The sequence below is a fragment of the Affinundibacterium macrobrachii genome, from assembly GCF_014652415.1.
GTDB lineage: Bacteria > Pseudomonadota > Gammaproteobacteria > Burkholderiales > Burkholderiaceae_D > Undibacterium > Undibacterium macrobrachii.
This window is the reverse complement of record NZ_BMYT01000001.1, coordinates 171,519-198,021: the sequence shown is the minus strand read 5'-3', so window position 1 is coordinate 198,021 and position 26,503 is coordinate 171,519. Positions and strand designations below refer to the sequence as shown.

Genomic DNA, 26,503 nt, shown 5'->3' with positions numbered 1-26,503 from the left:
GGTGAGTCGTTAATAAAAAAGTGAGAAAAAATGAGAGAAAAACGAGCGAAATAAACTACCTTATTACACGTTCTTTATACAATCTTAAGCTGCGCGCAAACGCGTCAACAGGGCTTTCACATGAGGCAAATCGAGCTGATCTTCCGGCTCTTTTTTTCCCATCAACAAATCCATTAATGCATTGTCAGAGATATCCATTAGGCGACTAAATGCATCCACCTCGTCATCTGACATTGTTTCTTCATGCGCATCTAAAAAGCGCGTAAGTATCAAATCATTTTCTAGTAAACCGCGGCGTGCGCGCCAGCGTAATCTTGCTCGATTAACTGGATCGCTTTGATGCAAACCAGACATCACACCTGACATGATTTTTCCTATCTCTTAAACTGGTCAGAATCCTCCAACGTACATCGAAGATTCTGACTCAGGAGACCCTAAACGACTCATTAATGTTTGGCTAGCTACCTAGTTAAACCATCAGAAATGAGCAATTAGTGTCATTTACACTGCGCGACGAACCATCAACTCTTTAATCTTACCGATGGCTTTTGTTGGGTTCAAACCTTTAGGGCAAACATCAACGCAATTCATAATTGTGTGACAACGGAATAAACGATATGGATCTTCCAAATTATCTAAACGTTCACCCGTTGCTTGATCACGAGAGTCTGCAATAAAGCGATAAGCCTGCAACAACCCAGCTGGACCGACAAATTTATCAGGATTCCACCAGAAAGATGGGCATGAAGTTGAGCAACATGCGCACAAGATACATTCGTACAAACCATCCAATTCTTCGCGTTCTGTTGGTGATTGCAAACGCTCTTTTTCAGGCGGAATACTATCGTTGATCAGATATGGCTTGATCGAATTGTATTGCTTGAAGAATTGCGTCATATCGACGATCAAATCGCGAATCACCGGCAAGCCTGGCAATGGACGCAAAACGATAGGCTCAGTCAACTCATTCAAATTGGTAGTACAAGCCAAACCGTTTTTACCATTGATGTTCATCGCGTCGGAACCGCACACACCTTCACGGCATGAACGACGCAGCGCCAAAGAATCATCAACGTCTGCTTTAATGCGCTGCAAAGCATCCAGCAACATTTTATCGGTATCTTGCAATTCGACTGTCAAGTCTTGCATGTAAGGCTTCGCATCCTTGTCCGGATCGTAGCGATAGATTTTAAATTTTAAGGTACGTGCCATAGTGATCTCTTTAGAATGTACGTGCTTTAGGTTGGAAGGTTTCCACTGTCAGCGGCTTAGTTACAACTGGTTTGTAATCTAAGCGATTACCCTCGGAATACCACAAAGTGTGCTTCATCCAGTTTTCATCATCGCGTTTTTCGTAATCACGATGCGCATGTGCACCACGTGATTCTTTGCGTGCATTTGCTGAAGTAATCGTTGCCTTCGCGGTTTCGATCAAGTTATCTAATTCCAGCGCTTCTACGCGTGCAGTATTAAATACTTTGGACTTATCTTTAAATGAAACGTGCTTACGACGCTCATCCAATTCCATAATTTTGCCCAAACCTGTTTGCAACAAATCGTCGGTACGGAACACACCGCAGTACTGCTGCATCGTGCTACGAATCGCATTCGCGACATCTTGAACACGTTCTGTACCAGTGCTGTTTTCCAATTTAGACAAACGAGACAATGCCAAATCAGCTGCGTCTTTTGGCAAATCTTTGTTACTGCGTGCTTTTAAATTGCTTGCTACAACGTGGTTACCTGCTGCACGACCAAAGACGATCAAATCAAGCAAGGAATTTGTACCTAAACGGTTCGCACCATGAACAGATACGCAAGCGCATTCACCGATTGCATACAAGCCATTTACTACTTCATTCACGCCGTTCTTAGTTGTCACAACTTGACCGTGAATATTGGTTGGAATACCACCCATTTGGTAGTGAATCGTTGGAACAACAGGAATTGGCTCTTTGGTTGCATCAACGTTCGCAAATTTATGACCAATTTCCAAAATCGATGGCAAACGTTTTTGAATCGTATCTGCGCCGATATGACGCAAATCGAGTAACACGTGATCTTTATTTGGACCACAACCGCGACCTTCTTTGATTTCCTGATCCATAGAACGGGAAACAAAGTCACGTGGTGCCAAATCTTTGAGCGTTGGCGCATAACGCTCCATGAAGCGCTCACCCTGACTATTAATCAGAATACCGCCTTCACCACGAACACCTTCAGTAATCAATACACCCGCACCGGAGACACCAGTTGGATGGAATTGCCAGAATTCCATATCTTGCAAAGGCAGGCCAGCGCGCGCTGCCATACCCATGCCGTCACCAGTATTAATAAATGCATTGGTTGAAGCGGCAAAAATACGACCAGCACCACCAGTTGCAAAAATCGTCGTCTTCGCTTCAAGCATCATGACTTCGCCAGTTTCCATTTCGAGCGCTACAACACCCAAAACATCACCATCCGCATCACGAATCAAATCAATCGCCATCCACTCAACGAAGAAATGCGTACGTGCACGCACATTGCGTTGATACAAAGTATGCAAAAGCGCGTGACCAGTACGATCTGCTGCCGCACAAGCGCGCTGAACTGGCTTTTCACCAAAATTCGCAGTATGGCCGCCGAAAGGACGCTGATAAATAGTACCGTCAGCATTGCGATCGAATGGCATACCAAAATGTTCTAGTTCGTACACAACTTTTGGAGCTTCGCGGCACATGAATTCAATTGCATCTTGATCACCGAGATAGTCGCCACCTTTGACAGTGTCGAACATATGCCAGAACCAATTATCTTCTGACATATTACCTAGTGATGCACCGATACCGCCTTGTGCAGCAACAGTGTGTGAGCGGGTTGGGAATACTTTCGACAGAACAGCCACATTCAGGCCAGCTTCTGCCAACTGCAAAGATGCGCGCATGCCAGAACCACCAGCACCAACGATTACTGCATCAAAGCGACGGGAAGGAATTGCTGATTTAATCGCAGCCACGGTTACACTCTCCACAAAATTTGCGCTGCATAACCAGCACAAGCGATCAGCCACACAATAGTAGCGACCTGTAAAATCAAACGCAACACGACTGAATGTGTTACATAATCCATCCAAATATCACGCACACCAACCCAAGCGTGATATAGCAAAGCGACGATTACGGCAAAGGTAAATAATTTAAACCATTGCATAGAAAATACGCCAACCCAAGCTTCATACGTGAAGCGGGTACCCGTCAAAAACAAAGCCAAAATAACCAGCGTATAGATCGCCATTAAAATGGCAGTAACACGCTGCGCCATCCAATCGCGCAAGCCATAGCCAGCGCCAACAACTAGGCGTTTAGGTCCGATATTGTTGTTTGCCATTTAAAATACTCCAAATAATTTCAATGCAACTAAGGCCGTCAAACCCAAACTAATCAACAAAACTGCGACTGCTGAACGACGACCAGAATCTTTATCAACCCCGACATGGAAATCCATGAATAAGTGGCGAACACCAGCACTGAAGTGATGCAAATAAGCCCAAACCAGAGCTAATAGCACTATCTTAACGATGACCGAGGAAGCAAAAATATGCATCATCGCAAATGAAACTTCTGATTGCAGACTTTGCTCCAACAAATACAGAACGAACGGCAACAAAAGAAACATCAATAGCCCACTTGCACGATGCAAAATGGATACGAAGCCAGCCAAGGGCAAGCGATAACCGAGTGCATCAGTTAAGCGCATTACACCGTAACGCTTCTTATTTTTAACAACTTCAGACATAAATAAACTCCCTCAAAATGACTCAGCACTACAACTTTATAATTTTCGCCTATTTTGATGCATTGCACCAACAGATTTGATGGTTTTCTGAAAATTATTCTTAAATTTGATCAAGGATTAAGCAAATAAGTTGGGTCAATTGCCTTCACACACTCGGTTCAACTCAACTCATTGCGATAGTGATGCGCATTGGTTAGATACAAACCGCGACGCAATTCAACCGCACGATCACCATAAGTGAAAGAAATTCGCTCTACACTCAATAGCGGAACACCCAACGCAACTTTCAATAACTCTGCCTCCTCCTCCTCAGCGCACACGGCTCGAATTTGTTCTTGCGCTCGAATCATGTGTGTACCAAACTCAGACTCAAACAAGGCATACATCGGGCCTTTGTACTCATTCAATCGCTCCATCGTTAAGCCCTTAAAGATGGAACCCGGCAGCCACAACTCTTCTAAGATGGTCGGCACACCAGAAAATGATTGTACACGCTTTAGAAAAACGACAGATTCACCTGACTTCATCTCTAAAAGTCGCGCAACTTCAGCTGGCGCGCGCAATCGTTTTACTTCAATAATTTTATTTTCAGGATAAGATCTCTCGCCATTGTCTGGCACTAATCTTAAGAAGCGAAACTGAGAACGGGCCTCGTGATGGGTTGCCACAAACGTGCCCTTACCTTGCCTGCGAACGACGAGATTTTCAGCGGATAACTCATCAATTGCTTTGCGCACAGTTCCCTGACTGACCTTAAAGCGCGCAGCCAATTCAATTTCACTTGGAATTAACTCACCCGGCTTCCACTCGCCAGATTGTAGACTTTGTGTGATTAAGCCCTTGATTTGTTGATACAAAGGACTAAAAGTCGGCGCCACAGAAGCATACGAATCCGTATCGGAAGCTGTCATACTTTTCGATTCATTGGGTGGCATAGTTGATGGCACAGTTGGATTCATAGTCCGCAATTTCACCACAAAAACCGCCAACAAGTCTAGAGAAAACTAAAAAACTTAACATGTCTTATATAAGACATAAGATATCGATTGACACAATCATAGGGGAGCAATAAACTTCGGTAGATTAGACTGATCTAGCTCAATGTTGATCACAATTTTTGACAAATTCAACGCGTGTTAGGCAGCATAATTGTAAATTCAATCGCAATGATCAAGGATTCAGCGTTATTATTTCAGCCGCTGTTTTCATTTATTTTCGATTGTTTGCAAGCATGAATGAATTCGACAATCCAAGATTTGCTTCAATGTAATTCTTGGATTAAAGCATTACAATATTATTTTTACACCACTGCGGAGAAATACCATGTCTAAATCCCCAATGCGCGTTGCAGTTACTGGCGCAGCTGGCCAAATCGGCTATTCCCTCTTATTCAGAATCGCTAACGGCGACATGCTGGGCAAAGATCAACCAGTCATTTTGCAATTATTAGAAATCCCTGATGAGAAAGCACAAAAAGCACTCAAGGGCGTGATGATGGAAATCGATGATTGCGCATTCCCATTGCTCGCAGGTATGACCGCGCACAGTGATCCGATGACTGCATTCAAAGATATCGACGTTGCCTTGTTGGTAGGTGCACGTCCACGCGGTCCAGGCATGGAGCGTAAAGACTTGCTAGAAGCAAATGCACAAATTTTCACGGTACAAGGTAAAGCCTTGGATGCAGTTGCATCGCGTAACGTCAAAGTGTTGGTAGTTGGTAATCCAGCTAACACAAACGCTTACATCGCAATGAAATCTGCACCGAACTTGCCAGCGAAAAACTTCACAGCGATGTTACGTTTGGATCATAACCGTGCATTGTCACAAGTTGCTGCGAAAACAGGTAAAGCCGTTGCTGATATCGAAAAACTCTGCGTTTGGGGCAATCACTCTCCAACTATGTACGCTGATTACCGTTTCGCAACTGTTGCTGGTCAATCAGTCAAAGATATGATCAATGATCAAGAATGGAACAAAGACGTGTTCTTGCCGACAGTTGGTAAACGCGGCGCAGCGATCATTGAAGCACGCGGTTTGTCTTCTGCAGCGTCTGCAGCGAATGCGGCGATTGATCACGTACGTGACTGGGTACTCGGTACAAACGGCAAATGGACAACTATGGGTATTCCATCCGATGGTTCTTATGGCATCCCAGAAGGCACGATGTTTGGCTTCCCAGTAACGACAGAGAACGGCGAGTACACGATTGTTCAAGGTTTGGAAATCGATGAATTCTCACGTGAACGTATCAACGTGACGCTCAAAGAATTGCAAGAAGAGCGTGATGGCGTGAAGCATTTGGTAGGCTAATTTGATTTGGGCCTGACTTGTTAGTTGGGCCCACTTGTTTTATATGATTTCAAAATTATTATTTTTTGCATTGAATTATTGGATAACACTATTCACGCAAATTTGATAAAAAAGTATTCAGATTTATTCGCAAATTCTTATCATTCAAACCGCTGATGCATCCATCTCAGGCATTATTTCAAGAACAGGCTGCGCCAATTTTTCTGCCGGTATGCGATCACTATGCAGGCTCTGAAAAGTTGATGCTGAAATCATTGAGCCTACAAAACGAACTAGGACCTGTGTTTGATATCACGTTTGATTGTGAAGATGGTGCGGCAGTTGGTAACGAGCTAGAACACATACGCATGCTGTCGAAGATTATTGCCTCTAGTGATAATCAATTTAATCGAATCGGCGTTCGTGTCCACCACCTCGCACATCCATGCTTTCGACAAGATATTGAAGTCTTGTTGAGTCAAGCCGATGTGTGCAAGAAAATAGCCTACTTAGTTTTACCAAAAGTAGATACCGTTTCGGAAGTGAACACATCGATTCACTTCATTAATGAAATTGCGGCACAACAAGGTCGTACTTCTATCCCTATCCATATTCTGATTGAAAGCCAAGCAGGACTCGCCAATGTAGGCGAACTCGCAGCAGTTCCTCAAGTTGAATGCCTGTCTTTTGGAATTATGGATTTTGTTTCATCCCATTGGGGAGCGATACCTGCAAGTGCTATGCGCTCACCTGGTCAATTTACTCACCCTTTGGTAACGAGAGCAAAACTAGAAATCGCAGCAGCCTGTCATTTACACGGCAAGGTTCCATCACATAATGTTTCCACTGACTTTAAAGATCCATCAATTACACTAAGTGATGCCACAAGAGCAGCGCTAGAATTCGCTTATACGAGAATGTGGAGTATCCATCCCAATCAAATAAAACCAATCATCAAGGCGATGGCACCACGTAGCACAGAAATTAAAGAAGCGATCCATATTTTAAGTACCGCTCAGGAAAATCAATGGGGTCCAATTGAAGTTCATGGTCGACTGCATGACAGAGCCAGTTATCGCTATTATTGGACCGTCTTAAAAAAAGCAAGTATCAGTGGCGTCAATCTACCCGAAGGTGCACAATACTTAGTTTAAAACGTCGGTAACACGAACAAGCCCGAAGAACTCCATAAAGCAATCGAATCAAAGAAGAAACATCATGAAAAATTCAAGCTCTCATTCTCTACAATTATTTTTCAAAGCTACTATAGCTTTGCTGGCAGCTGGTCTCATGACATCTGCAGCCGCAAATGATATTTCAAATAGTACGAGCACAGCAAAAAAGACAGTCAAAGCAAAACCAGTAAAAGTCGCCAAGGCTAGTAATAAAAGTGCCGAGATTGACGCAAGCGAACCAGAACCAAATATCGATCAAAGTTCTGATACAGAATACAAGTGCGAACTCGGCAATTCATTGGTAATGTATGCCCATCCAGAAGACAACAAAAGTTTGGCGATGCGTTGGAAAAATCGCTTGTACAAACTGACGCGTGTCGAGACTTCAACCGGTGCACATCGTTTTGAAAACGAAAAAATTGGTTTAGTGTGGATCAATATTCCCTCTAAAGGCATGCTGCTCGATTCTCGTCGTGGGCATCAACTAGCGAACGAATGCAAAAGTACCAAGATCGCCAGTTTAGAAACAACAGACACTGTAGTGAAATAAGTATCTGCAAGTTATATCAAAGATTATTTTTTAGTTTTCCGTTTTATTTTTATATCCGTATCACCTCACTTCATTGTTCATCATCGAAAATAAGGAACAGCCATGAGCCAAGCTAACTATCAGGACGCGTTTAAAACGCTGAAAGATTTTAAAATCACCGATACCAAGAAAGGTAAGTTTTTCTCCCTACCTGCATTGGAAAAAAATCTCGGTGTAAAAATTTCACGTTTACCAGTGTCAATTCGTATCGTTCTAGAATCCGTTTTGCGCAATTGCGACGGCAAAAAAGTGACCGAAGAACACGTCAAGCAATTGGCGAATTGGGGCGCAACTGCAGCTCGTACAGACGAAATTCCATTCGTCGTGTCACGCGTAGTTTTGCAAGACTTTACTGGCGTTCCATTATTGGCGGACTTGGCAGCAATGCGTAATGTCGCATCGAAACAAGGTAAAAATCCAAAAAACATCGAACCTTTGGTTCCAGTGGATTTGGTAGTTGATCACTCTGTTCAAATCGATCACTTCCGTGAAAAGAAAGCACTCGACCTCAACATGAAATTGGAGTTCCAACGCAATAATGAGCGTTATCAGTTCATGAAATGGGGTATGCAAGCATTTGATACTTTCGGCGTGGTTCCTCCAGGCTTTGGTATCGTTCACCAAGTTAACTTGGAATACTTGGCACGCGGCGTGCACAAAGTAAATGATGCGAAGAAAAACGATGTTTACTATCCAGATACTTTGGTTGGTACTGATTCCCACACCACCATGATCAATGGTATCGGTGTAGTTGGTTGGGGTGTTGGTGGTATCGAAGCAGAAGCTGGTATGCTCGGTCAACCAGTTTATTTCTTGACACCTGACGTAGTCGGTGTGAACTTGACTGGCGCATTGCGCGAAGGCTGCACGGCGACCGACTTAGTTTTGACCATCACAGAAATGCTGCGTAAGGCAAAAGTGGTTGGCAAATTTGTCGAATTCTTCGGCGAAGGTACACGCTCATTGTCTTTGACAGACCGCGCAACGATCGCCAATATGGCACCAGAATACGGCGCAACGATGGGCTTCTTCCCAGTGGATGAAGCAACGATCGACTACTTCAAAGGTACAGGTCGTACCAAAGCAGAAATCGACGCATTCGAAGGCTATTTCAAAGCGCAGAAAATGTTCGGTATTCCGAAAAAAGGCGAGATCGATTACACCACTGAGTTGAACCTTGACTTGTCGACAGTTGCACCATCTTTGGCAGGTCCAAAACGCCCACAAGATCGTATCGAAATCGGCAATGTAAAATCCACTTTCGCAGACTTGTTCAGCAAGCCAACTTCTGAAAATGGTTTCAATAAAAAAGCAGAAGATTTGGGCGCGACCTACACCAATGCAGATGGCGTAAAAGTCAAAAACGGTGACGTCTTAATCGCTGCGATCACTTCTTGCACGAATACTTCAAACCCAAGCGTATTGTTGGCAGCTGGTTTGTTGGCGAAAAAAGCAGTTGAAGCAGGCTTGAAAGTGCCAGCGCATATCAAGACGTCCTTGGCGCCAGGATCTCGCGTGGTCACTAAATACCTCGAAGCAGCTGGTCTGTTGCCATACTTGGAAAAACTCGGCTTCGGCGTTACTGCCTACGGCTGTACCACCTGTATCGGTAATGCTGGTGATTTGACACCTGCGATGAACGAAGCCATCGTTGCAAACGATATCGTTGCTGCGGCGGTTCTGTCTGGCAACCGTAACTTTGAAGCACGTATTCATCCAAACATTCGTTCTAACTTCTTAGCATCTCCACCATTGGTTGTTGCATACGCAATCGCCGGCAACGTTACTAAAGATTTGATGACAGAGCCTGTTGGTCGCGTCAAAGGTAAAGACATTTTCTTGGGCGATATCTGGCCAACCAGTGCAGAAATCAACAAGTTGATGAAGTTCGCGATGAATTCCAAAACATTCAAAGAGAACTATGCGGACGTTAAAGGTGCGCCAGGTAAATTGTGGGAAGACATCAAAGGCGTGGCAGAAGGTGAAGTCTACAACTGGCCAAGCTCCACTTACATCGCTGAACCTCCGTTCTTCGCTGACTTCACGATGGAGCCTAAGGCTGCAGCAACTGGCATTACTGGCGCACGTGCTTTAGGCGTGTTTGGTGACTCCATCACGACTGACCACATCTCCCCTGCTGGCTCGATCAAAGAATCTAGCCCAGCTGGTAAATGGTTGAAAGAAAACGGAGTATTGAAGGCAGACTTTAACTCTTACGGTTCACGTCGTGGTAATCACGAGATCATGATGCGCGGTACGTTTGCCAACGTACGTATTAAGAACTTGATGATTCCTGCGAAACCAGACGGCTCACGCGTTGAAGGCGGCGAAACATTGTTCCAACCAACCGGCGAACAAATGGCGATCTACGATGCAGCGATGAAATACGTTGCTGAAGGCACGCCAACCATGATCTTCGGTGGCGAAGAATACGGTACAGGCTCTTCACGCGACTGGGCAGCTAAAGGTACACAATTGTTGGGCGTAAAAGCAGTTATTACAAAATCTTTCGAACGCATCCACCGCTCCAACTTGGTTGGTATGGGGGTCTTGCCATTGCAATTCTTAGGCAGCGACAGCGTTGATTCATTGGGCATCACAGGCAATGAATCTTTCGATTTGAAAGGTATCGAGAACGACATCAAGCCACAGCAACAAGTGACTTTGGTGATCAATCGCGCTGATGGCAGCAAACAAGAGGTAAAAGTCTTGTTGCGTATCGATACACCAATCGAAGTTGACTATTACAAGCATGGCGGTATCTTGCCATTCGTGTTGCGTCAATTATTGGCTGCTTAATTAAGCGCGTGTAGCGCGAGTGCGTTAAATAAAAGGGAATGTGACTGCAAGTGGCACATTCCCTTTTTTCTAAGTCCCAAACAAAGTATTTTCAGTATTATTCAATAACAAGGAGAGCAATATGTGGAAGGCACTAGTAGGATTTTTAGTTTTTGCAGCAATCGCTTTATATTTTATCTTTACATCTGGCGACAAAATGGACATGCAAGGTGAGGCAGGTGCTCATACAGGTGCAGCGTCTGAACATGTAGCTTCTGCATCAGCAGCAGCTTCTGCAGCAAGTGTGCCAGCACCAACGGCCGACGCTGCGGCCTCAACTGCTTCGGCTCCTGCATCTGCACCAACGCCAACAATGGAAGCAAGCGCATCTGCTGCAAGCAAATAATCAAATTAAATCTAATTTGAATCAAATCAGTATTTAGTTTGACCTATGTAAAAAAAGCCTGCGTTCAGTATAAAACGCAGGCTTCATCATTTTTGGATATTTGTTACATATCGACGGCGCTCAGGCTTTCGCAAAATTCAATAAATCATCCCCTGCTAAACGATACTTCACCCACTCAGATTGCGGCTTGGCACCGACAGATTGGTAAAAGTCAATTGCAGGCTGATTCCAATCAAGCACACTCCACTCAAAACGTCCACAGCCCTCTTCCACCGCCAATTGCGCTAAATGACGGAGCAATAGTTTTCCTGCTCCCAAGCCACGATGTTTCGGTGAAATATATAAATCTTCGAGATATAAACCTTTTTTTCCTTGCCATGTAGAGTAATTATAGAAATACACCGCAAAACCAATCGGGACTCCGTTCGATTCGCAAATCAAGGCCTTCGCTGGTGACTCTGCAGAAAAAATACTGCTCTCAATGTCTGCTATATTCGCTTTGACCTCGTGCTCGGCTTCCTCGTAAATCGCCAACTCGACGATAAATCCATGTATGCTCGCCGCATCTGACGCGACTGCTTTACGAATAGTAATTGTCAAAACATGCCCCTTTTTTTCTCAAATGTTTACAGTAAGTTCAATGACTGTTCGATATCCGCAATTAAATCATCGACGTCTTCTAGACCTATATTGAAACGCACTAAAATTCCTTTGTCTTGCCAATTTTCACGCATCGTTTCAATTCGGTAGGGTACGCATAGGCTATGTGAGCCACCCCAGCTAAAACCAATTTTAAAAAGCTTTAATTGATTTATGAATTGATCGGTTTGCGCTTCTGAAAACTTCTCATCAAACAGAACAGAAAATAGCCCTCCTGCGCCAGTGAAATCGCGTTTCCATATCGTATGACCTGGACAATCTTCCCATGCCGGATGTAGAACCTTTGTGATTTCTGGACGTGTCTTTAACCATACTGCTATCTTGCGTGCTGCAATATCATGCGCTTCGAATCGTAACTTCATACTTTGCAATCCGCGCAGTACCAAATACACGTCATCCATGCCGACACCCAAACCGAGACGCATGTGTGTCATCAATATACGGTTATTCAACTCAGAATCACGCGTGATAACTGCTCCCATTAACACGTCTGAGCCGCCGCTTTGATATTTCGTCAAAGCCTGCATGGAAATATCTGCGCCATGTTCAAACGGTTTAAACGCCAAGCCTGCAGACCAAGTATTGTCCACTGCTACCAGCACACCTCGACTATGTGCTGCAGCGCAGATTGCAGGAATATCCGCGACTTCCATCGAAACTGAGCCGGGTGTTTCTGCCCAAATCAATCGGGTGTTTGGCAAAATTAATTCACCAATCGCGCTGCCGATCATAGGATCATAAAATCGTACGCTGATCCCAAAGCTATTTTTCAACCACATGCCAAATTCTTTGTTCGGGCCATAGGCGTTATCAGGAATGAGAACATCATCGCCAGAACTTAAAAATGTCAGACTCACCAAACTAATCGCTGACAATCCACTCGGTGCTAATACACAATGTTTTCCGCCTTCGATATGTGCGATTTCACCTTCAAGTTGAAAGCTGGTTGGAGTGCCATGTAATCCATAGGTATAAGCTGACTTGTTCAACCAACTGCGCGAACGCATTGCCTCAACATCTTTAAATAGCACAGTTGACGCATGATGAATCGCCATAGGAAAAGATGCGAAGCCTTCCGGAGCCCGATATTCAGGATGCACAATGCTTGTGTTTTGACCTTGCTGTTTATTCGTCATAATACTGTTCTCAAAAAATATAACGCAGATAAAAAATAGGGGCGATTACGCCCCTATTGTTCTGTTCATTTCTAACTTAAATAGCTTCGCCCCACAGATCATGCGCATCTGCTGCTGTGATCTTCACTTCAACAAATTCGCCAACTTTTAGTTTGCGATGCGGTTCAAATGGCGGCTTTACATAAACCACACCATCAATTTCAGGCGCGTCAGCCGCACTTCGTCCCACACCGCCGCTGCGATCCAAACTATCGATCAAAACACGCATGGTTTTACCGACCTTAGCTTGCAAACGTTTCTTCGAAATAGATTCTTGTAACTCCATGACGCGACGACGACGATCTTCACGCACTTCATCTGGTAATTGGTCTGCTAATTCGTTTGCGGTAGCGCCTTCCACTGGAGAATAAGCAAAACAACCTAAACGATCAATTTCAGCTTCTTTTAAGAAGTCCAGTAGGTATTCAAACTCTTCCTCGGTTTCTCCAGGAAATCCTGCAATGAATGTCGAACGTATCGTGATTTCTGGACACATTTCACGCCAAGCTTTGATCCTTTCAATATTTTTCTCACCGCTTGCTGGGCGTTTCATACGCTTAAGCACGTCAGGATGTGCGTGTTGCAAGGGAACATCGAGATAAGGAAGTACGTGTCCATTGTTCATGAACGGAATAATTTGATCGACATGCGGATAAGGGTAAACGTAATGAAGACGCACCCACGCGTCATAACGCCTAGCAAGTTCGCCTAAAGCCTCAACCAATTGCGTCATATGCGTCTTGACAGGTTTTCCATCCCAGAATCCAGTGCGGAATTTCACATCGACACCATAAGCACTTGTATCTTGCGAAATAACGAGAAGTTCTTTAACGCCAGCCTTAAATAAATTTTCCGCCTCAGCCATCACTTCGCCAATTGGGCGCGATACCAAGTCACCTCGCATTGATGGAATGATGCAGAAACTACAGCGATGATTACAACCTTCAGAGATTTTCAAATAAGCAAAATGCTTTGGTGTTAGCTTGACACCTTGCGCAGGCACTAAATCAATGAACGGCTCATGCGGTTTAGGCAGATATTCGTGCACCGCCGTCATCACTTCGGTCAAAGCATGGGGACCTGTAACCGCCAATACCTTCGGATGTACACTTTTGATTAAATCATTACCATCCGCATCCTTCTTTGCACCTAAACATCCTGTCACAATGACCTTACCATTTTCATTGAGCGCTTCCGCGATCGCATCCAATGACTCTTGAACCGCCGCATCAATGAAACCGCAGGTATTGACGACGACTAAGTCCGCGCCATCATACGATTTCGCAGTTTCATAGCCTTCGGCTCGCAATTGGGTCAGAATTTGTTCCGAGTCGACCAAGGCTTTCGGGCACCCGAGGGAAACAAAGCCAACCTTTGGTGCTGTGGCTTGAGGTGCGGAAGAGAATGTTTCGTTAGACATAATAAAAAAAGGATACAAAGCAATTCGCTATTGTACCCTTTCTGAGTCACTTACTACAGCACATGCATCACTAAATGAACTGCAAGCGCTTGAATCCATTACTTTTTCTTATCATCAGGAACAAATGGAAATCCAAACATATTCTTCGATTGATTTTGCATCTGCTCTTGCATTTGTACAAAAAGATTTTTACTTTGATCAATGTAGTTGCCCATCATGCCTTGCATCATCGGCCCTTGCACATTCATAAATTGCGTCCACATTTCAGGGCTGAACGGTTTTCCATCCAATCCACTAGCAGCACCTTCGGTGAGTTTATTTTGAATATCGATAAACGCTTGGATGTTTTTTTCCAAATAGGAACCCATCATCCCCTGCATCGCATGTCCGTAATAACGAATAATCTGCGCTAAAGCGACACTAGAAAACATCGGCGCACCGCCCGCCTCTGCTTCCAAGATGATTTGCAATAAAATACTACGCGTCAAATCCTCACCAGTTTTTGCGTCAACTACTGCAAAATCATCATTTTCCATCACAAATTGCTTTACATCGACCAAGGTGATGTAGCTGCTGGTTTGGGTATCGTATAAGCGGCGGTTTGGATATTTCTTAATCAAATGCTTGCTTATTTTTTTTGTACTATTCATTGCATTCTCGTTCAAAAACTGCATTAAAGAATAAAACTGAGATGCTTATGAATCCCCACTTCATCATAAGCATCTTGGGTGAATTTCGCGCAAAGCTATGTACTAACTTGCAGCATTATACTTAGTGCAAAATTCTTAGAAATAGTTCATTCGACCAATGCCGAATGCTTATCCCATATGCAAACCGCCGTTAATTGAGAAGTCAGAACCGGTAGCATAGCCGCCTTCATCCGATGCAATCCACGCAACAATCGACGCGATCTCTTCAGGTTCTGCTAATCGTTTGACAGGAATTCCCGCAACAATTTTCTCCAACACGTCTGGGCGAATTGCGCGAACCATATCGGTACCAACGTAACCTGGTGAAACTGTATTAACCGTAACTCCTTTGGTCGCTACTTCTTGTGCCAACGCCATCGTAAAACCATGGATACCAGCTTTAGCCGTGGAGTAATTGGTTTGTCCAAACTGTCCCTTCTGCCCATTCACAGAAGAAATATTAATGATACGCCCCCAGCCACGATCAACCATGCTTTCGATTACTTGTTTCGTGACATTGAACAAGGAATTCAAATTAGTGTCGATAACGGCATCCCAATCGGCCTTGCTCATCTTACGGAACTGACCATCACGGGTAATGCCTGCGTTATTTACTAACACATCAATTTCACCAATTTCAGCACGTACTTTTTCAAAAGCTGCACGCGTTGATTCCCAATCTGACACATTACCTTCAGACGCATGCACATCAAAACCTTCAGCACGCATGTCGGCTAACCATTTATCTTTACGTGGAGAGTTTGGACCGCATCCTGCGACGACTGTATAACCATCTTTACATAAACGTTTACAAATTGGCGTCCCAATACCGCCCATACCACCTGTTACATAAGCAATTCGCTTTGACATACTTAATCTCCAGAGTTTTTATAAAAGGCACTACTACACGAATCGGTAAACAAATTTACCAGATCAATTAATCTGCACGTACTTTGACATATCGTCCTGGTGCGGACTCTAACTCACTATACCCTACCGCCCCTAGTTTCGCGGGCGCTTTTACCATTTTCCCTGCATTTTCTTTTAAAAATGTTGCCCATTGTGGCCACCAGCTACCGGGACACTCTGTAGCTGCATCCAACCAAGATTGCGCATCGACTGCGGATTGATCATTAATCCAGTAATTGCGTTTATTTTTTGAAGCTGGATTGATAACTCCAGCGATATGACCCGATGCACCTAATACAAAACGATTTCGAGCTTTTTTCTTCGGATTTAATAAGCTCATCGAGGCGAAAGCCGCCTGCCAAGGAACAATATGATCTTCTTTAGAGCCATAAATGAAAACTGGGGCATCAATCTTAGACAAATCAACTTTATTACCTGCCACGGTTAATTTACCCGGAACTTTGAGGCTATTTTCAAGATAGGTGTTGCGCAAGTACCAGCAAAACATAGGCCCAGGCAAATTAGTGCTGTCAGAGTTCCAATACAAGAGATCAAATGCAGGTGGTTTTTGTCCTTTCAAATAATTGGATTGAACGTAGTTCCACACCAAATCGTTTGGCCGCAAACTAGAAAACGTACTTGCCAAATCGCGTCCTGGCATCAAGCCGCCGTGTCCTAGTGTCTGTTCACGCATGCTTACCTGTAGCTCATCGACAAACACATCAAGCACACCAGTATTGGAAAAATCTAACAAAGTCGTTAACAAAGTTAAACTGCTCGCTGGATGAATACCCCGATCTGCTAATACTGACAACGCGGTTGATACGATGGTGCCGCCAACGCAAAAACCAAACACATTCAATTTGTCTTGCTTACTAATTCCTTGCGCGACTTCAATCGCCTTGATTGCGCCTTGTTCGATATAGTCATCCCACGTAAGGTCTGACATAGTTTGATCAGGATTAGCCCAAGAAACCAAAAACACCGTGTGCCCTTGTTCTACGGCATAACGCACCAATGAATTCTCTGGTTGCAGATCTAAAATGTAGAACTTGTTAATACATGGCGGCACCATCAACAGGGGGCGCTGATGCACGGTTTTTGTTAAAGGCTTATATTGAATCAATTGGAACAAGCGATTTTCAAAGACGACTGCGCCTTCCGTCGTCGCCACATTTTTGCCAACTTCGAAGGCAGACTCATCAGTCAATGAGATGCGTCCCTTTTGCAAATCTTCCAGCATCAGCGCAATGCCCGACATTAAACTTTCGCCTTTCGTTTCAATCAGCTTGGCTTGCGCTTCGGGATTGGTGGCGAGAAAATTAGCTGGCGACATCGCGTCAACCATTTGCTGTACAGCGAATCGTATTTTTTGTTTTTTCTTTTCTGGTGCTTGCACTGATTCAGCCAGCAAACTGAGAAAACGCGCATTCAATAAGTAAATTGCGACGTTATAAGCATGATTTGTTTGCTCATGCCAATTGCTGGCGGAAAAACGTCGATCATCAAATTGTGGCAACTTGGCAGCGATAAAATCTTTCCAAAGATTACCAAGTTCAATGAAGTACTCGGATTGCAATCGACTGAGAACAGCAGGATCGATTTCAGCACCGTATTCTTTTAAACTAGCGAGAATTGATGAGTCTGGCGCAAAAGGATTTTGCACTCCCACACCCGCATTTTTCATCCACTCTTGCATAGGGCTATGCTTGATTAATTCCTGCATCCAATTCATGTACATCGACTGAGAAGTGTCACTCATTATGCAATTTTCCTCGTTATAGAGTATTGTCGATGCTTTCGACAATCGATCGACCATTTAAAACCGAACATTTAAAACGAAACATCTAATAGAACAACTATGGCTTTCTTATATCTTATCGCAATCGCGTGGATTTATGTCGTACTCTTGATGTCTTTAGCGGAATCCTCGTTTATCGCTGGGGTCATGACTTTTATTTTTTATTGCGTTATACCACTAGGCTTAGTTCTTTATATTCTCAGTTCTCCTGCGCGTAAACGTCAGATCAAAGAACGTGAGCGCGCTGCTTTGGAAGAGCGACAACGACATGAGAACAATCAATAGCACACGCTACTCAAGCCAAATCCAACTTGCCATACGACCAGTGATTCCATCGCGCCGGTAAGAGTAAAAAAGTGTCTCTTCTTCATAAGTACAGTACTGGCCTCCATGTATTCGTTGAACGCCACAACCGTGTAAGATATGACGCGCTAATCCATAAATGTCTGCCAAAAATTTACCGCTTGATTTTGCTGGTTTAAAGCTAGCACGATGCTCATTCGATTGTTGAACGAATTGATCAAATACCTCTTGACCAACCTCAAACGCGTTCGATCCAATTGCAGGACCAAACCAAGCAGTAAATTCAGCATCCGTTTTCACGCGTAACTCTTGCAAAGTATTTTGGATGACTCCATTGGCTAAGCCACGCCAACCCGCATGAATCGCCGCAACATATTTGCCATCTAAAGAAGCAAGCAAAATGGGTAAGCAATCCGCTGTTAGTACTGCACAGGTCTGATTCGGCAAATTGGTATAACAAGCATCCGCCTGCACAGGATTCGTATGCGAATGTTGCGCAAGATTGACTGCCATGTTGCCATGAATTTGTGATAAGAAGATGACAGGCTGCGGCATATATTCGGCAATACATGCGCGATTTAATTGAACTGATTCGTCTAAGTCGCCAACATGATCACCCAGATTAAGGCCAGCATCACCACTCACATCACCATAAGGTGCTAGGCTCACCCCACCAACTCGCGTACTAGAAAAAGCCTGCACATTTGTTGGACAATCGGGCCAATCAGGCTTAATTAGCATCAAGCCTGTGTCGTCATCTAAAATCATAGCCATGATTCAGACATTCCTGCACGGCTTAACAATTCAATGAAATCGGACTCTAAAGGTATCACCCACTCAATCGTCTGATGGGTTACTGGATGAACCAATCCTAATTTACGTGCTTGTAGTGCTTGGCGCGGGAAAAATCGAGCTAGATGCTGCTTGCCATACAAAGTGTCGCCAACCAAAGGAAATCCGGACGAGGACATATGTACACGAATTTGGTGCGTACGTCCCGTTTCTAAATGACATGCAAGCAAGCAAACCGGAAATTTTTCCAGCATGCCAGTCGCCAATCTTTGAAAATGCGTTATGGCTGGCTTGGCTAAAACACTTTGAGAAACAGCCATCTTCAAGCGATCTCTGGAGTGTCTCGTCATCGCCGCGTCAATGGTTCCCGAAGCGTTAGGTGTTCCCCAAACTAAAGCAGCGTACTCGCGCTTTACCGTACGTGCTTGCAACTGACGCACCAATTCGGTTTGCGCCATGATAGTTTTACCAACCACCATCAAACCTGAGGTGTCCTTATCAAGTCGATGCACAATGCCGGCACGCGGCACACTGGCTAGCGCTGGTCGATGAAACAATAATCCGTTCAGCAAGGTACCAGACCAGTTCCCTGCCCCAGGATGCACAACTAAACCTGCTGGCTTATTAATAACCAGAATTGCATCATCTTCATAAACAATAGTTAACGGGATATCTTCCGGCACAAAAGCATTATCTTCAGCCGCAAGCTGCGGTTGAATTGTGATTAACTCGCCACCGAGCATCGTCGTTTTGATCTTCGATGTTTTGCCATCAACTTGTACGTGTCCGTCTTCAATCCATTGTTGCAGGCGTCCACGAGAAAATTGTGGAACCAACTTTGACAAGACTTTATCTAAACGATCACCACAAATACTATCAGGCAAGATTAAACTAATCGGATCATTCCCTTGATCTGACTTAATTGATTCTTCCTGATCAATTTCATCAAGTTCTAGTTCAGTATCGGTTAAAATCATTTGGTCTTTTGGTATAACATTATTTACCATCGGCTATAATCCGTAAATTATTCTCATGCACATGCAAAGTTTATGCACATTAAATATATAAAATTGTTAGGTTTGGCCCTATCTTTTTCACTGGCAGGTTGCGGTATTTTCGGTGACAAAGTAGAGGAAAGTAAGAATTGGACCGCTGAGAAATTATACGCTGAAGCAAAGGATGAATTAGCATCCGGATCTTACGATCGCTCAGTACAATTATTCGAAAAACTCGAATCCCGCTTTCCTTTTGGCGCTTACGCTCAGCAAGCACAATTAGAAATCGCTTATGCACACTATAAACAAGGCGATCAAGCACAAGCTTTAGCGGCAGTTGATCGTTTCATTAAATTACACCCCAATCACGCCAACGTTGATTACATGTACTATCTACGTGGATTAATCAATTTTAATGACGATATGGGCTTTTTTAGCTTTATCGCCAATCAAGATGTAACCGAACGTGATCCAAAAGCGACGCGCGATTCATTTGATGCGTTTAAAGAATTAGCAGTCAGATTTCCAAATAGTAAGTATACGCCAGATGCGATCGCACGCATGAAGTATTTGGTAAATGCATTGGCGCAATATGACTTACACGTAGCAAAATACTATTTGCGTAGAAATGCCTTCGTTGCCGCAGCAAACCGCGCGCAATCTGCGATCAAAGAATATCCAGATGCGCCAGCGGTTGAAGAAGCTTTAGTTGTATTAATTAAAGCCTATGATGGAATGGGAATGGTCGAATTGCGCGATGATGCGAAACGCGTGTTTACCAGCAACTTCCCGAAAAGTACGCTTTTAGAAACCTATGGCAGCAAAAAAGCTTGGTGGAAATTTTGGAGCTAACTCAGTGAGCTAAAACTCAGTGAGCTAAATTGGATTCAAAGAAAATAGATACACCTACTAATAAAGCCTCAAATTATTTTGAGGCTTTATTTTTTTAAAGGGCTTCTTTACGACGGAAAACATACTGCAACGCAGTAGATTCTTCCTCTACGAATTGGTAGCCATCCTCCGCAAAATCTTTCAGCTTTGCGGCGCTTTTAATTTGATTGACAGCACAAAATCTCACCATGCTGCCACGTGCTCTTTTTGCAAAGAACGATATGACCTTGTATCGTCCACTAGAATAATCTTGAAAAATTGGATGAATAACGGGGATGCTTAAAGCTTTGAGCTCAATCGCTTTTGCATATTCTTCCGAAGCCAAATTAACTAGAAATTTTGCGCCTAGCGTTTCGATCTCCGCATTTAAATGCGCAGTTAATTTTTCTGACCAGTATGCATATAAATTATTGCCAGCCACATTTTTTAATGCAGTTCCCATCTCCAAGCGATAAGCTTGAATAAGATCTAAAGGTCTTAGCAAACCATACAAGCCTGATAGAATCCGCAGATTCTTTTGCAAATAATTAATTTCTTTCTTTGCCAAAGATCGCGCTTGCAAGCCAGAGTAGACATCACCATCAAAAGCAAATACCGCTTGTCTTGTCAGTTTTGGCGCTTCGCTATCAACCAGATTTGTAAAACGCTCCACATTTAAATTGGCTAGGCTTGGCGATATTTTCATCAAAGTTTGTAAATCTGACGCAGACAATTGCGAAGCAATATCTGCTAAGTAATTTACCTCATTTGGGAATTGTATTTCGCTAGAAGTTTTTACGATGCTTGGTGAATCAAAATCAAGGCTTTTTGCGGGGGACAGCAGTATCAACATAAATCAAAAATTAGAAGATTAAGTACAAACGGCTAATAAATTCAACATTACTAAAAAACACTTTCAAGCGTATCAAATCGTACAGGGCAATCATTGCGCACAAGCTCAAAGCTTGCACAATCAAAACAGGATAAAAATCATGTCATTTAAAATCGTGCTGGATACCAACGTCTGTTTAGACTTATTTGTATTCAAAGACCCGCGTTGGCAAAAAATATTAGACGAATTAAATAGCCACAACCTGACAGCAATTACTCGTCAAGATTGCAGAGATGAGTGGCTGGCAGTTTTGCATTACCAACATTTACCAGTCAACGACGACAATCGCGCGCAAATTGTATCAAGTTTTGATGAATTGATTTGCGTGGAAGAAAATCCAACAAAGGAAATCAAGCTTCCTGTATGTAGCGACAAAGACGACCAAAAATTTCTAGAAACTTGCAGAGATGCTGGCGCGCAGGTTTTGGTTACAAAAGACAAGGCTTTGTTAAAGCTTGCTCGAAAAATACAGAACTTGAATCTATTCATTATTGAAACGCCTGAAAAATTTGTTGCGAGGCTAGTTGCAAAAGCGCAAGTTTCGTAACTAATTTCATTAAATACACAATAAAGTGATGACAAATTTTGTTGCTCGGGGTTATCCTTACAACACATAAGTCAGCTTGCCATCGATAAATATTGTCGAATGATTCTGATTAGGCAGCATCTATGCCTAGGGATTGATTTTGATGCAATTTCGATGAGCAAAAACAAAAGGCTTTCACGCGTATTTTGCACCCCACGATTGGCATTTAGGAGAGAAAAAGATTATGACAGATTCAGCAGATGATCTAGATGCATTATTTGAAGAGATGTCCAGTCAGAGAGATACAAGTGCCCCACCTACTCCTGCGCCAGAACCTGAGGCGCCAGCACATGATGCGTCTCACAACAAGTTATCACTGGACTTAGCTGGCGGAGAAGCTGGGAAACCCATGTTTGATCGCCTTGGGAACTTAGTTCGTATGATGCATGATTCCATGCGTGAACTGGGATACGATCGCTCACTCTCCGATGTCGCTTCACAAATCTCAGACGCGCAAGGACGCTTAGAATACGTAGCCACACTTACCGAGCAAGCTGCAAACAAAGTCTTAAATGCAACCGATGCTGGCATTCCCGAACAAGATGGCTTAGCAAAAAATGCTAAAGATATCGATGAGCGTTGGGCCGCCCTCTTCAGCGGCAAAATGAGTGTTGATGACTTTAAGTTATTGGCCTCTGATTCTAAATCTTTTGCCAACAAAGTCTTGGCATCGACCGATGCAGAAAAAGCGCGCCTGCTCGACATTATGATGGCGCAAGACTTCCAAGATTTAACTGGTCAGTTGATTAAAAAAGTATTAATCATTACGCAAGCAGTTGAACGCGAACTAGCGCAAATCTTGCTCGATAATGCACCAACTGAATTGAAAGAAAAAGCCATTGAATTGATGGAAGGCCCGTCCGTTCCAAATGCGGCACTCGAGCAGGACGATGTAGACAACCTACTTGATAGTTTGGGTTTCTAAATGGATGACATGCTCAAAGAATTTGTCGTTGAGGCATTAGATCTGGCCGTCAATGTAGAGGAGCATTTGCTTTCTTTGCAGAGAAATCCAGAGGATATGAATACGCTCAACGCGGTATTTAGATCTTTTCACACAATCAAAGGTGGCGCAGGTTTTATGAACCTGACGGCAATGGTTTCAGCCTGCCATTTAACGGAAAATTTGTTTGATGCATTACGCACTGGCAAGTCGCCTGTCACGCCGATTGCGATTGAAGCCGCGTTAGAGGCAAGCGGTTTCGTTTCTGATCAATTAACTGCTCTCTCAAATGGCACAGATCCTGATCAGCTATCAACCATGCCCGCCGCACTGGAGCAATTGCTGAATGACGCAATTGAAGGTAAGTCAACTTCAAATGCGCCATCAAGCAAAACGACTGAGCCTAAGGTAAGCAGTGCGGTTGCCGCGCCGGCCGCGCAAGTTGAAGTAGCGGAAGGCGAAGTGCCTTGGGAGGCTTATTACCGCGCCGTCACTCCAGCAGGCACCTTGCCTGAACCGGTGGTGGTTAATCCCGTCATCAAGCAAGAGCAAGAAGCAGTTAAGTCTTCTTTGGCAAGCAATGAAATCAAGCAGAACGCGCCAGTTAAAGAAGAAAGTATTCGTATTGATGCAGTTAAGCTCGATGTTTTGCTCGAAGTTGCGGGTGAATCGGTGCAAGCAGCAAATCAAGCAGCCGTATTATTAGAGAAATTATCGCAGTTTTCATTTGATGGAGATGCAGCGCCTTTGATGACCGCGCTCACAGAGACGTTAAATCGAGCTTCTCGCTACTCCACCGAATTGCAACGAGCGACCTTAGCAACTCGAATGCAACCAGTTGGTCGCTTATTCCAAAAATTCCCTCGTTTAATTCGCGAACTTGCAAAAGATCTCGGCAAAGAAGTCGATTTGGAAATTTCTGGTGCTGAAACTGAAGTTGATCGCGTGGTCGTCGATAGTTTGTATGATCCTTTAGTGCACATGTTACGTAATTCACTTGATCACGGTATTGAATCAAGCGAAGAACGTGCGCAAACAAGCAAACCAGCTCGTGCCAAAATTTTACTCAAAGCATGGCAAGAAGCTAGTAGCGTCATGATCGAAGTGACCGATGACGGCAAAGGCATGGATGCTAATCGTTTGCGCGAGAAAGCCATCTCTAAAGGCTTAATCAATGCACACGAAGCGCGCAGCGACGATGAAGCGTTTCAATTAGTATTCTTGCCTGGATTCTCCACCAAGGAAGTTGCTTCTAGTGTTTCTGGCCGTGGTGTCGGCATGGACGTGGTCAAGACGGCGGTCGAGAGACATCGCGGAGCTATTCGTATTAACTCGCAGCTTGGTAAAGGAACGACCTTTATTATTCGCTTGCCGATCGAGTTATCGATTGTTCCAACGATGTTAGTGCGTACCGCAGGTGCCTCGCTTGCTTTGCCTATGTCAACCGTACAACGCGTAGTCGAGTTGCCAGAAACCTTCGAAAGTGTTGGTGGCCAACCAGTATTGCGCGATCTCGGTCGCCCTCTACCTATCCGTTCACTTGGACAAGTATTGGGCTATGAAAAGAGCACGGAACGCGTCGGCATTGTGATTGCGGCACCGAATCCCTACATCATTTCTGTGGATTCAGTTGATGGCACTTCCGACTTGGTAATTAAACCTTTGACCTGCATTTCAACACCCGGAATATCCGGAACTGCGCGCTCAGCTGAAGGCGAACTCGTCTTGGTGATTAGTTTGTCGTTCTTGCTCGATGGCTGCAAAGTGGTAGAACGACTGAGCAGCTAACGCAAAATCCTAGCAGTAAAATCAACAACGGCGGCTGATCATTCGATCTGCCGCCGTTTCAACATGAACTTGGCTTCTCTGTCAAAATAGCGCAAACCAATTTTTGGCGTCGCCTTAAAATTCATGAATACTCCAGAATTAGAAACTCAACTCAATCTAAATTTTCAAAATCGCTTCTCGCGCTTGGGTTCGCAGTTTTATACCCACTTGCAACCGACTCCGGTCAAATCACCGTACCTAATCGCGGCGAGTCCTTCTTTATTGAAGCAATTTGATATTGATCCAACTGTGACCAACACGCAGGACTTTGTCGAAGTATTTAGTGGCAATCGCGTTCATCACAGCAGTAAACCTCTGGCTGCTGTTTATTCAGGGCATCAGTTTGGCGTATGGGCTGGTCAGTTGGGCGATGGTCGTGCGATCTTATTGGGAGAACTGAATGCAAGCAGCGCTCACGAAACACCATCAGACCTGCACGAGATTCAACTAAAAGGGGCTGGCATGACACCCTACTCTCGTATGGGTGATGGCCGTGCGGTTTTACGGTCTTCGGTAAGAGAATTTTTGTGCTCTGAAGCGATGGCTGGCTTAGGAATTCCAAGCTCACGTGCGCTATGCATTATTGGATCGGATCAATTTACGATGCGTGAGATGCCGGAAAAAACAGCACTTGTTACACGCACCGCGCCAAGCTTCATTCGCTTCGGATCGTTTGAACACTGGTACTACAATAATAAACCAGAACAATTACAACAACTCGCCGATTTTGTGATCGACAATTATTATCCACATTTGAAAGCGCTAGCAAATCCTTATCAAGAATTATTGAGAGAGGTTGTAAAAAGAACCGCTGAATTGGTGGCACAGTGGCAGTGTGTAGGATTTATGCACGGCGTACTCAATACCGACAACATGTCGATTTTAGGACTAACCCTAGACTACGGCCCCTTTGGTTTTATGGACGGCTTTGATCCAAGTCACATTTGCAATCACAGTGACTCGCAAGGTCGTTACGCATATCAGATGCAGGCGCGTATCGGCCAATGGAACTGTCATGCTTTAGCGCAAGCGCTGTTGCCCCTCATTGGCGATGTCGATGCCGCCCAAGATGCGCTATCCTGCTATGCCGAACACTACGAAACATCTTACTTAAATAAACTACGTCAAAAATTTGGGCTTCGTATCGAGTTACCTGGTGATCAAGATTTATTTGACAGCTATTTAGACGTGATGGCCGCAACCAAAACCGATTTTACTTTGGCATTCCGAAATCTTAGCGAAGTCACTTCACAAGCAGGTCAACAAGAAAATGCATTGCGTGATTTATTCATCAATCGCGATGAACTCGATCAATGGCTACTCAGATATCGCCAACGTTTGCAGCAGGAAAATTCGATCGATGCAGAACGATCCGAGCAGATGAATTTAGTCAATCCTAAATTTGTCTTGCGTAACTATTTAGCACAGCAAGCAATTGAAAAAGCAGAACAAAAAGACTTTAGTGAGATCAATCGATTGCGCCAAATTCTTGAAAATCCTTATACAGAACAAAATGAGTTTGAATCTTATGCGCAGCTGCCACCCGATTGGGCGGCGCAATTATCTGTTAGTTGCTCATCTTGATGCATACTATCGAGATAAAGAAATCTGAAACATCGAGAAC

General features: G+C 44.0%; 26 protein-coding genes. 11 read left to right on the top strand and 15 right to left on the bottom strand.

What is annotated here, in order from left to right; translation table 11 throughout:
- Nucleotides 1-84 precede the first annotated feature (84 nt).
- From IE103_RS00890 to IE103_RS00865, 6 genes are all read right to left on the bottom strand, one after another.
- Nucleotides 85-354, bottom strand: a complete 270-nt coding sequence (locus IE103_RS00890) for an FAD assembly factor SdhE (protein ID WP_189345040.1) — start codon at nt 352-354, stop codon at nt 85-87.
- 147 nt (nt 355-501) lie between these two features.
- Nucleotides 502-1,212 (bottom strand): succinate dehydrogenase iron-sulfur subunit, encoded by a 711-nt coding sequence (locus IE103_RS00885; RefSeq protein ID WP_189344137.1) that lies wholly within the window; start codon nt 1,210-1,212, stop codon nt 502-504.
- A gap of 10 nt (nt 1,213-1,222) precedes the next feature.
- Nucleotides 1,223-2,998 carry a succinate dehydrogenase flavoprotein subunit gene (sdhA, locus tag IE103_RS00880; protein ID WP_189344136.1) on the bottom strand — a complete coding sequence of 592 codons (1,776 nt, stop codon included), beginning with the start codon at nt 2,996-2,998 and terminating at the stop codon, nt 1,223-1,225.
- A 2-nt stretch (nt 2,999-3,000) separates the two neighbouring features.
- Nucleotides 3,001-3,369 (bottom strand): succinate dehydrogenase, hydrophobic membrane anchor protein, encoded by a 369-nt coding sequence (gene sdhD / locus IE103_RS00875; RefSeq protein WP_189344135.1) that lies wholly within the window; start codon nt 3,367-3,369, stop codon nt 3,001-3,003.
- Nucleotides 3,370-3,777 carry a succinate dehydrogenase, cytochrome b556 subunit gene (gene sdhC / locus IE103_RS00870; RefSeq protein ID WP_189344134.1) on the bottom strand — a complete coding sequence of 136 codons (408 nt, stop codon included), beginning with the start codon at nt 3,775-3,777 and terminating at the stop codon, nt 3,370-3,372.
- 158 nt (nt 3,778-3,935) lie between these two features.
- The gene (locus tag IE103_RS00865) at nt 3,936-4,688 is read right to left on the bottom strand and encodes a GntR family transcriptional regulator (protein WP_229826991.1); all 753 of its coding nucleotides are present in this window, start codon (nt 4,686-4,688) and stop codon (nt 3,936-3,938) included.
- Nucleotides 4,689-5,100: 412 nt separating this feature from the next.
- Here IE103_RS00865 and IE103_RS00860 point away from each other — a divergent pair, with 412 nt between their 5' ends.
- The 5 genes from IE103_RS00860 (at nt 5,101) to IE103_RS00840 (ending at nt 11,017) form a co-directional block, all read left to right on the top strand.
- Nucleotides 5,101-6,090, top strand: coding sequence for a malate dehydrogenase (locus IE103_RS00860; protein ID WP_189344133.1), 990 nt, complete (start codon nt 5,101-5,103; stop codon nt 6,088-6,090).
- A gap of 155 nt (nt 6,091-6,245) precedes the next feature.
- Entirely contained in the window at nt 6,246-7,223 is a 978-nt protein-coding gene (locus IE103_RS00855) for an HpcH/HpaI aldolase/citrate lyase family protein (protein WP_189344132.1), read from the top strand.
- Between the two features lie 136 nt (nt 7,224-7,359).
- On the top strand, nt 7,360-7,794 hold the full coding sequence (locus tag IE103_RS00850; RefSeq protein ID WP_189344131.1) for a hypothetical protein: 435 nt from the start codon (nt 7,360-7,362) through the stop codon (nt 7,792-7,794).
- A gap of 102 nt (nt 7,795-7,896) precedes the next feature.
- Nucleotides 7,897-10,632 (top strand): aconitate hydratase AcnA, encoded by a 2,736-nt coding sequence (gene acnA / locus IE103_RS00845; RefSeq protein WP_189344130.1) that lies wholly within the window; start codon nt 7,897-7,899, stop codon nt 10,630-10,632.
- A gap of 121 nt (nt 10,633-10,753) precedes the next feature.
- Nucleotides 10,754-11,017, top strand: a complete 264-nt coding sequence (locus IE103_RS00840; RefSeq protein WP_189344129.1) for a hypothetical protein — start codon at nt 10,754-10,756, stop codon at nt 11,015-11,017.
- 120 nt (nt 11,018-11,137) lie between these two features.
- On the opposite strand, the gene IE103_RS00835 is transcribed toward IE103_RS00840, so the two are convergent.
- From IE103_RS00835 to phaC, 6 genes are all read right to left on the bottom strand, one after another.
- Nucleotides 11,138-11,617 (bottom strand): GNAT family N-acetyltransferase, encoded by a 480-nt coding sequence (locus IE103_RS00835; RefSeq protein WP_189344128.1) that lies wholly within the window; start codon nt 11,615-11,617, stop codon nt 11,138-11,140.
- 26 nt (nt 11,618-11,643) lie between these two features.
- Nucleotides 11,644-12,813, bottom strand: coding sequence for a cystathionine beta-lyase (locus IE103_RS00830; RefSeq protein ID WP_189344127.1), 1,170 nt, complete (start codon nt 12,811-12,813; stop codon nt 11,644-11,646).
- A gap of 76 nt (nt 12,814-12,889) precedes the next feature.
- Nucleotides 12,890-14,272, bottom strand: coding sequence for a 30S ribosomal protein S12 methylthiotransferase RimO (gene rimO / locus IE103_RS00825; RefSeq protein ID WP_189344126.1), 1,383 nt, complete (start codon nt 14,270-14,272; stop codon nt 12,890-12,892).
- A 98-nt stretch (nt 14,273-14,370) separates the two neighbouring features.
- Nucleotides 14,371-14,922 (bottom strand): polyhydroxyalkanoate synthesis repressor PhaR, encoded by a 552-nt coding sequence (gene phaR / locus IE103_RS00820; protein ID WP_189344125.1) that lies wholly within the window; start codon nt 14,920-14,922, stop codon nt 14,371-14,373.
- Nucleotides 14,923-15,090: 168 nt separating this feature from the next.
- On the bottom strand, nt 15,091-15,831 hold the full coding sequence (locus IE103_RS00815) for a 3-ketoacyl-ACP reductase (protein ID WP_189344124.1): 741 nt from the start codon (nt 15,829-15,831) through the stop codon (nt 15,091-15,093).
- Between the two features lie 67 nt (nt 15,832-15,898).
- Nucleotides 15,899-17,632: a class I poly(R)-hydroxyalkanoic acid synthase gene (gene phaC / locus IE103_RS00810; RefSeq protein ID WP_373295215.1), complete on the bottom strand. Its 1,734-nt coding sequence runs from the start codon at nt 17,630-17,632 to the stop codon at nt 15,899-15,901.
- Nucleotides 17,633-17,731: 99 nt separating this feature from the next.
- On the opposite strand from phaC, the gene IE103_RS00805 reads away from it, so the two are divergent.
- Nucleotides 17,732-17,956 (top strand): hypothetical protein, encoded by a 225-nt coding sequence (locus IE103_RS00805; RefSeq protein ID WP_189344123.1) that lies wholly within the window; start codon nt 17,732-17,734, stop codon nt 17,954-17,956.
- A 6-nt stretch (nt 17,957-17,962) separates the two neighbouring features.
- On the opposite strand, the gene pgeF is transcribed toward IE103_RS00805, so the two are convergent.
- A complete protein-coding gene (pgeF, locus tag IE103_RS00800; protein ID WP_229826990.1) occupies nt 17,963-18,748 on the bottom strand; it encodes a peptidoglycan editing factor PgeF in 786 nt (261 codons plus the stop codon).
- Nucleotides 18,739-19,773, bottom strand: a complete 1,035-nt coding sequence (locus tag IE103_RS00795) for an RluA family pseudouridine synthase (protein WP_229826989.1) — start codon at nt 19,771-19,773, stop codon at nt 18,739-18,741. The genes pgeF and IE103_RS00795 overlap by 10 nt, the downstream gene beginning before the upstream one ends.
- Nucleotides 19,774-19,815: 42 nt before the next feature.
- On the opposite strand from IE103_RS00795, the gene IE103_RS00790 reads away from it, so the two are divergent.
- Nucleotides 19,816-20,613 (top strand): outer membrane protein assembly factor BamD, encoded by a 798-nt coding sequence (locus IE103_RS00790; RefSeq protein WP_189344122.1) that lies wholly within the window; start codon nt 19,816-19,818, stop codon nt 20,611-20,613.
- Between the two features lie 94 nt (nt 20,614-20,707).
- Here IE103_RS00790 and yaaA read toward each other — a convergent pair whose 3' ends face one another.
- On the bottom strand, nt 20,708-21,484 hold the full coding sequence (gene yaaA, locus IE103_RS00785) for a peroxide stress protein YaaA (protein WP_189344121.1): 777 nt from the start codon (nt 21,482-21,484) through the stop codon (nt 20,708-20,710).
- Between the two features lie 112 nt (nt 21,485-21,596).
- On the opposite strand from yaaA, the gene IE103_RS00780 reads away from it, so the two are divergent.
- The 4 genes from IE103_RS00780 to IE103_RS00765 all read left to right on the top strand — a co-directional run bounded on the left by IE103_RS00780 (nt 21,597) and on the right by IE103_RS00765 (nt 26,463).
- Complete coding sequence (locus tag IE103_RS00780) at nt 21,597-22,070, top strand: putative toxin-antitoxin system toxin component, PIN family (RefSeq protein WP_308426953.1); 474 nt, start codon at nt 21,597-21,599, stop codon at nt 22,068-22,070.
- Between the two features lie 223 nt (nt 22,071-22,293).
- Nucleotides 22,294-23,034 carry a protein phosphatase CheZ gene (locus IE103_RS00775; RefSeq protein WP_189344120.1) on the top strand — a complete coding sequence of 247 codons (741 nt, stop codon included), beginning with the start codon at nt 22,294-22,296 and terminating at the stop codon, nt 23,032-23,034.
- Entirely contained in the window at nt 23,035-24,840 is a 1,806-nt protein-coding gene (locus tag IE103_RS00770) for a chemotaxis protein CheA (protein WP_189344119.1), read from the top strand.
- Nucleotides 24,841-24,963: 123 nt separating this feature from the next.
- On the top strand, nt 24,964-26,463 hold the full coding sequence (locus IE103_RS00765; protein ID WP_189344118.1) for a protein adenylyltransferase SelO: 1,500 nt from the start codon (nt 24,964-24,966) through the stop codon (nt 26,461-26,463).
- Nucleotides 26,464-26,503 lie beyond the last annotated feature (40 nt).

Excerpts from the sequence above, each read along its gene's own strand:
- IE103_RS00795 (WP_229826989.1), bottom strand. The coding sequence starts at position 19,773 with ATGGTAAATAATGTTATACCAAAAGACCAAATGATTTTAACCGATACT.
- IE103_RS00855 (WP_189344132.1), top strand. The coding sequence starts at position 6,246 with ATGCATCCATCTCAGGCATTATTTCAAGAACAGGCTGCGCCAATTTTT.
- IE103_RS00865 (WP_229826991.1), bottom strand. The coding sequence starts at position 4,688 with ATGACAGCTTCCGATACGGATTCGTATGCTTCTGTGGCGCCGACTTTT.
- IE103_RS00850 (WP_189344131.1), top strand. The coding sequence starts at position 7,360 with ATGACATCTGCAGCCGCAAATGATATTTCAAATAGTACGAGCACAGCA.
- IE103_RS00770 (WP_189344119.1), top strand. The coding sequence starts at position 23,035 with ATGGATGACATGCTCAAAGAATTTGTCGTTGAGGCATTAGATCTGGCC.
- sdhD (WP_189344135.1), bottom strand. The coding sequence starts at position 3,369 with ATGGCAAACAACAATATCGGACCTAAACGCCTAGTTGTTGGCGCTGGC.
- phaR (WP_189344125.1), bottom strand. The coding sequence starts at position 14,922 with ATGAATAGTACAAAAAAAATAAGCAAGCATTTGATTAAGAAATATCCA.
- IE103_RS00840 (WP_189344129.1), top strand. The coding sequence starts at position 10,754 with ATGTGGAAGGCACTAGTAGGATTTTTAGTTTTTGCAGCAATCGCTTTA.
- IE103_RS00815 (WP_189344124.1), bottom strand. The coding sequence starts at position 15,831 with ATGTCAAAGCGAATTGCTTATGTAACAGGTGGTATGGGCGGTATTGGG.
- IE103_RS00885 (WP_189344137.1), bottom strand. The coding sequence starts at position 1,212 with ATGGCACGTACCTTAAAATTTAAAATCTATCGCTACGATCCGGACAAG.
- IE103_RS00790 (WP_189344122.1), top strand. The coding sequence starts at position 19,816 with ATGCACATTAAATATATAAAATTGTTAGGTTTGGCCCTATCTTTTTCA.
- IE103_RS00890 (WP_189345040.1), bottom strand. The coding sequence starts at position 354 with ATGTCTGGTTTGCATCAAAGCGATCCAGTTAATCGAGCAAGATTACGC.
- phaC (WP_373295215.1), bottom strand. The coding sequence starts at position 17,632 with ATGAGTGACACTTCTCAGTCGATGTACATGAATTGGATGCAGGAATTA.
- rimO (WP_189344126.1), bottom strand. The coding sequence starts at position 14,272 with ATGTCTAACGAAACATTCTCTTCCGCACCTCAAGCCACAGCACCAAAG.
- yaaA (WP_189344121.1), bottom strand. The coding sequence starts at position 21,484 with ATGTTGATACTGCTGTCCCCCGCAAAAAGCCTTGATTTTGATTCACCA.
- IE103_RS00860 (WP_189344133.1), top strand. The coding sequence starts at position 5,101 with ATGTCTAAATCCCCAATGCGCGTTGCAGTTACTGGCGCAGCTGGCCAA.
- pgeF (WP_229826990.1), bottom strand. The coding sequence starts at position 18,748 with ATGGCTATGATTTTAGATGACGACACAGGCTTGATGCTAATTAAGCCT.
- IE103_RS00765 (WP_189344118.1), top strand. The coding sequence starts at position 24,964 with ATGAATACTCCAGAATTAGAAACTCAACTCAATCTAAATTTTCAAAAT.
- acnA (WP_189344130.1), top strand. The coding sequence starts at position 7,897 with ATGAGCCAAGCTAACTATCAGGACGCGTTTAAAACGCTGAAAGATTTT.
- IE103_RS00775 (WP_189344120.1), top strand. The coding sequence starts at position 22,294 with ATGACAGATTCAGCAGATGATCTAGATGCATTATTTGAAGAGATGTCC.
- IE103_RS00805 (WP_189344123.1), top strand. The coding sequence starts at position 17,732 with ATGGCTTTCTTATATCTTATCGCAATCGCGTGGATTTATGTCGTACTC.
- IE103_RS00830 (WP_189344127.1), bottom strand. The coding sequence starts at position 12,813 with ATGACGAATAAACAGCAAGGTCAAAACACAAGCATTGTGCATCCTGAA.
- sdhC (WP_189344134.1), bottom strand. The coding sequence starts at position 3,777 with ATGTCTGAAGTTGTTAAAAATAAGAAGCGTTACGGTGTAATGCGCTTA.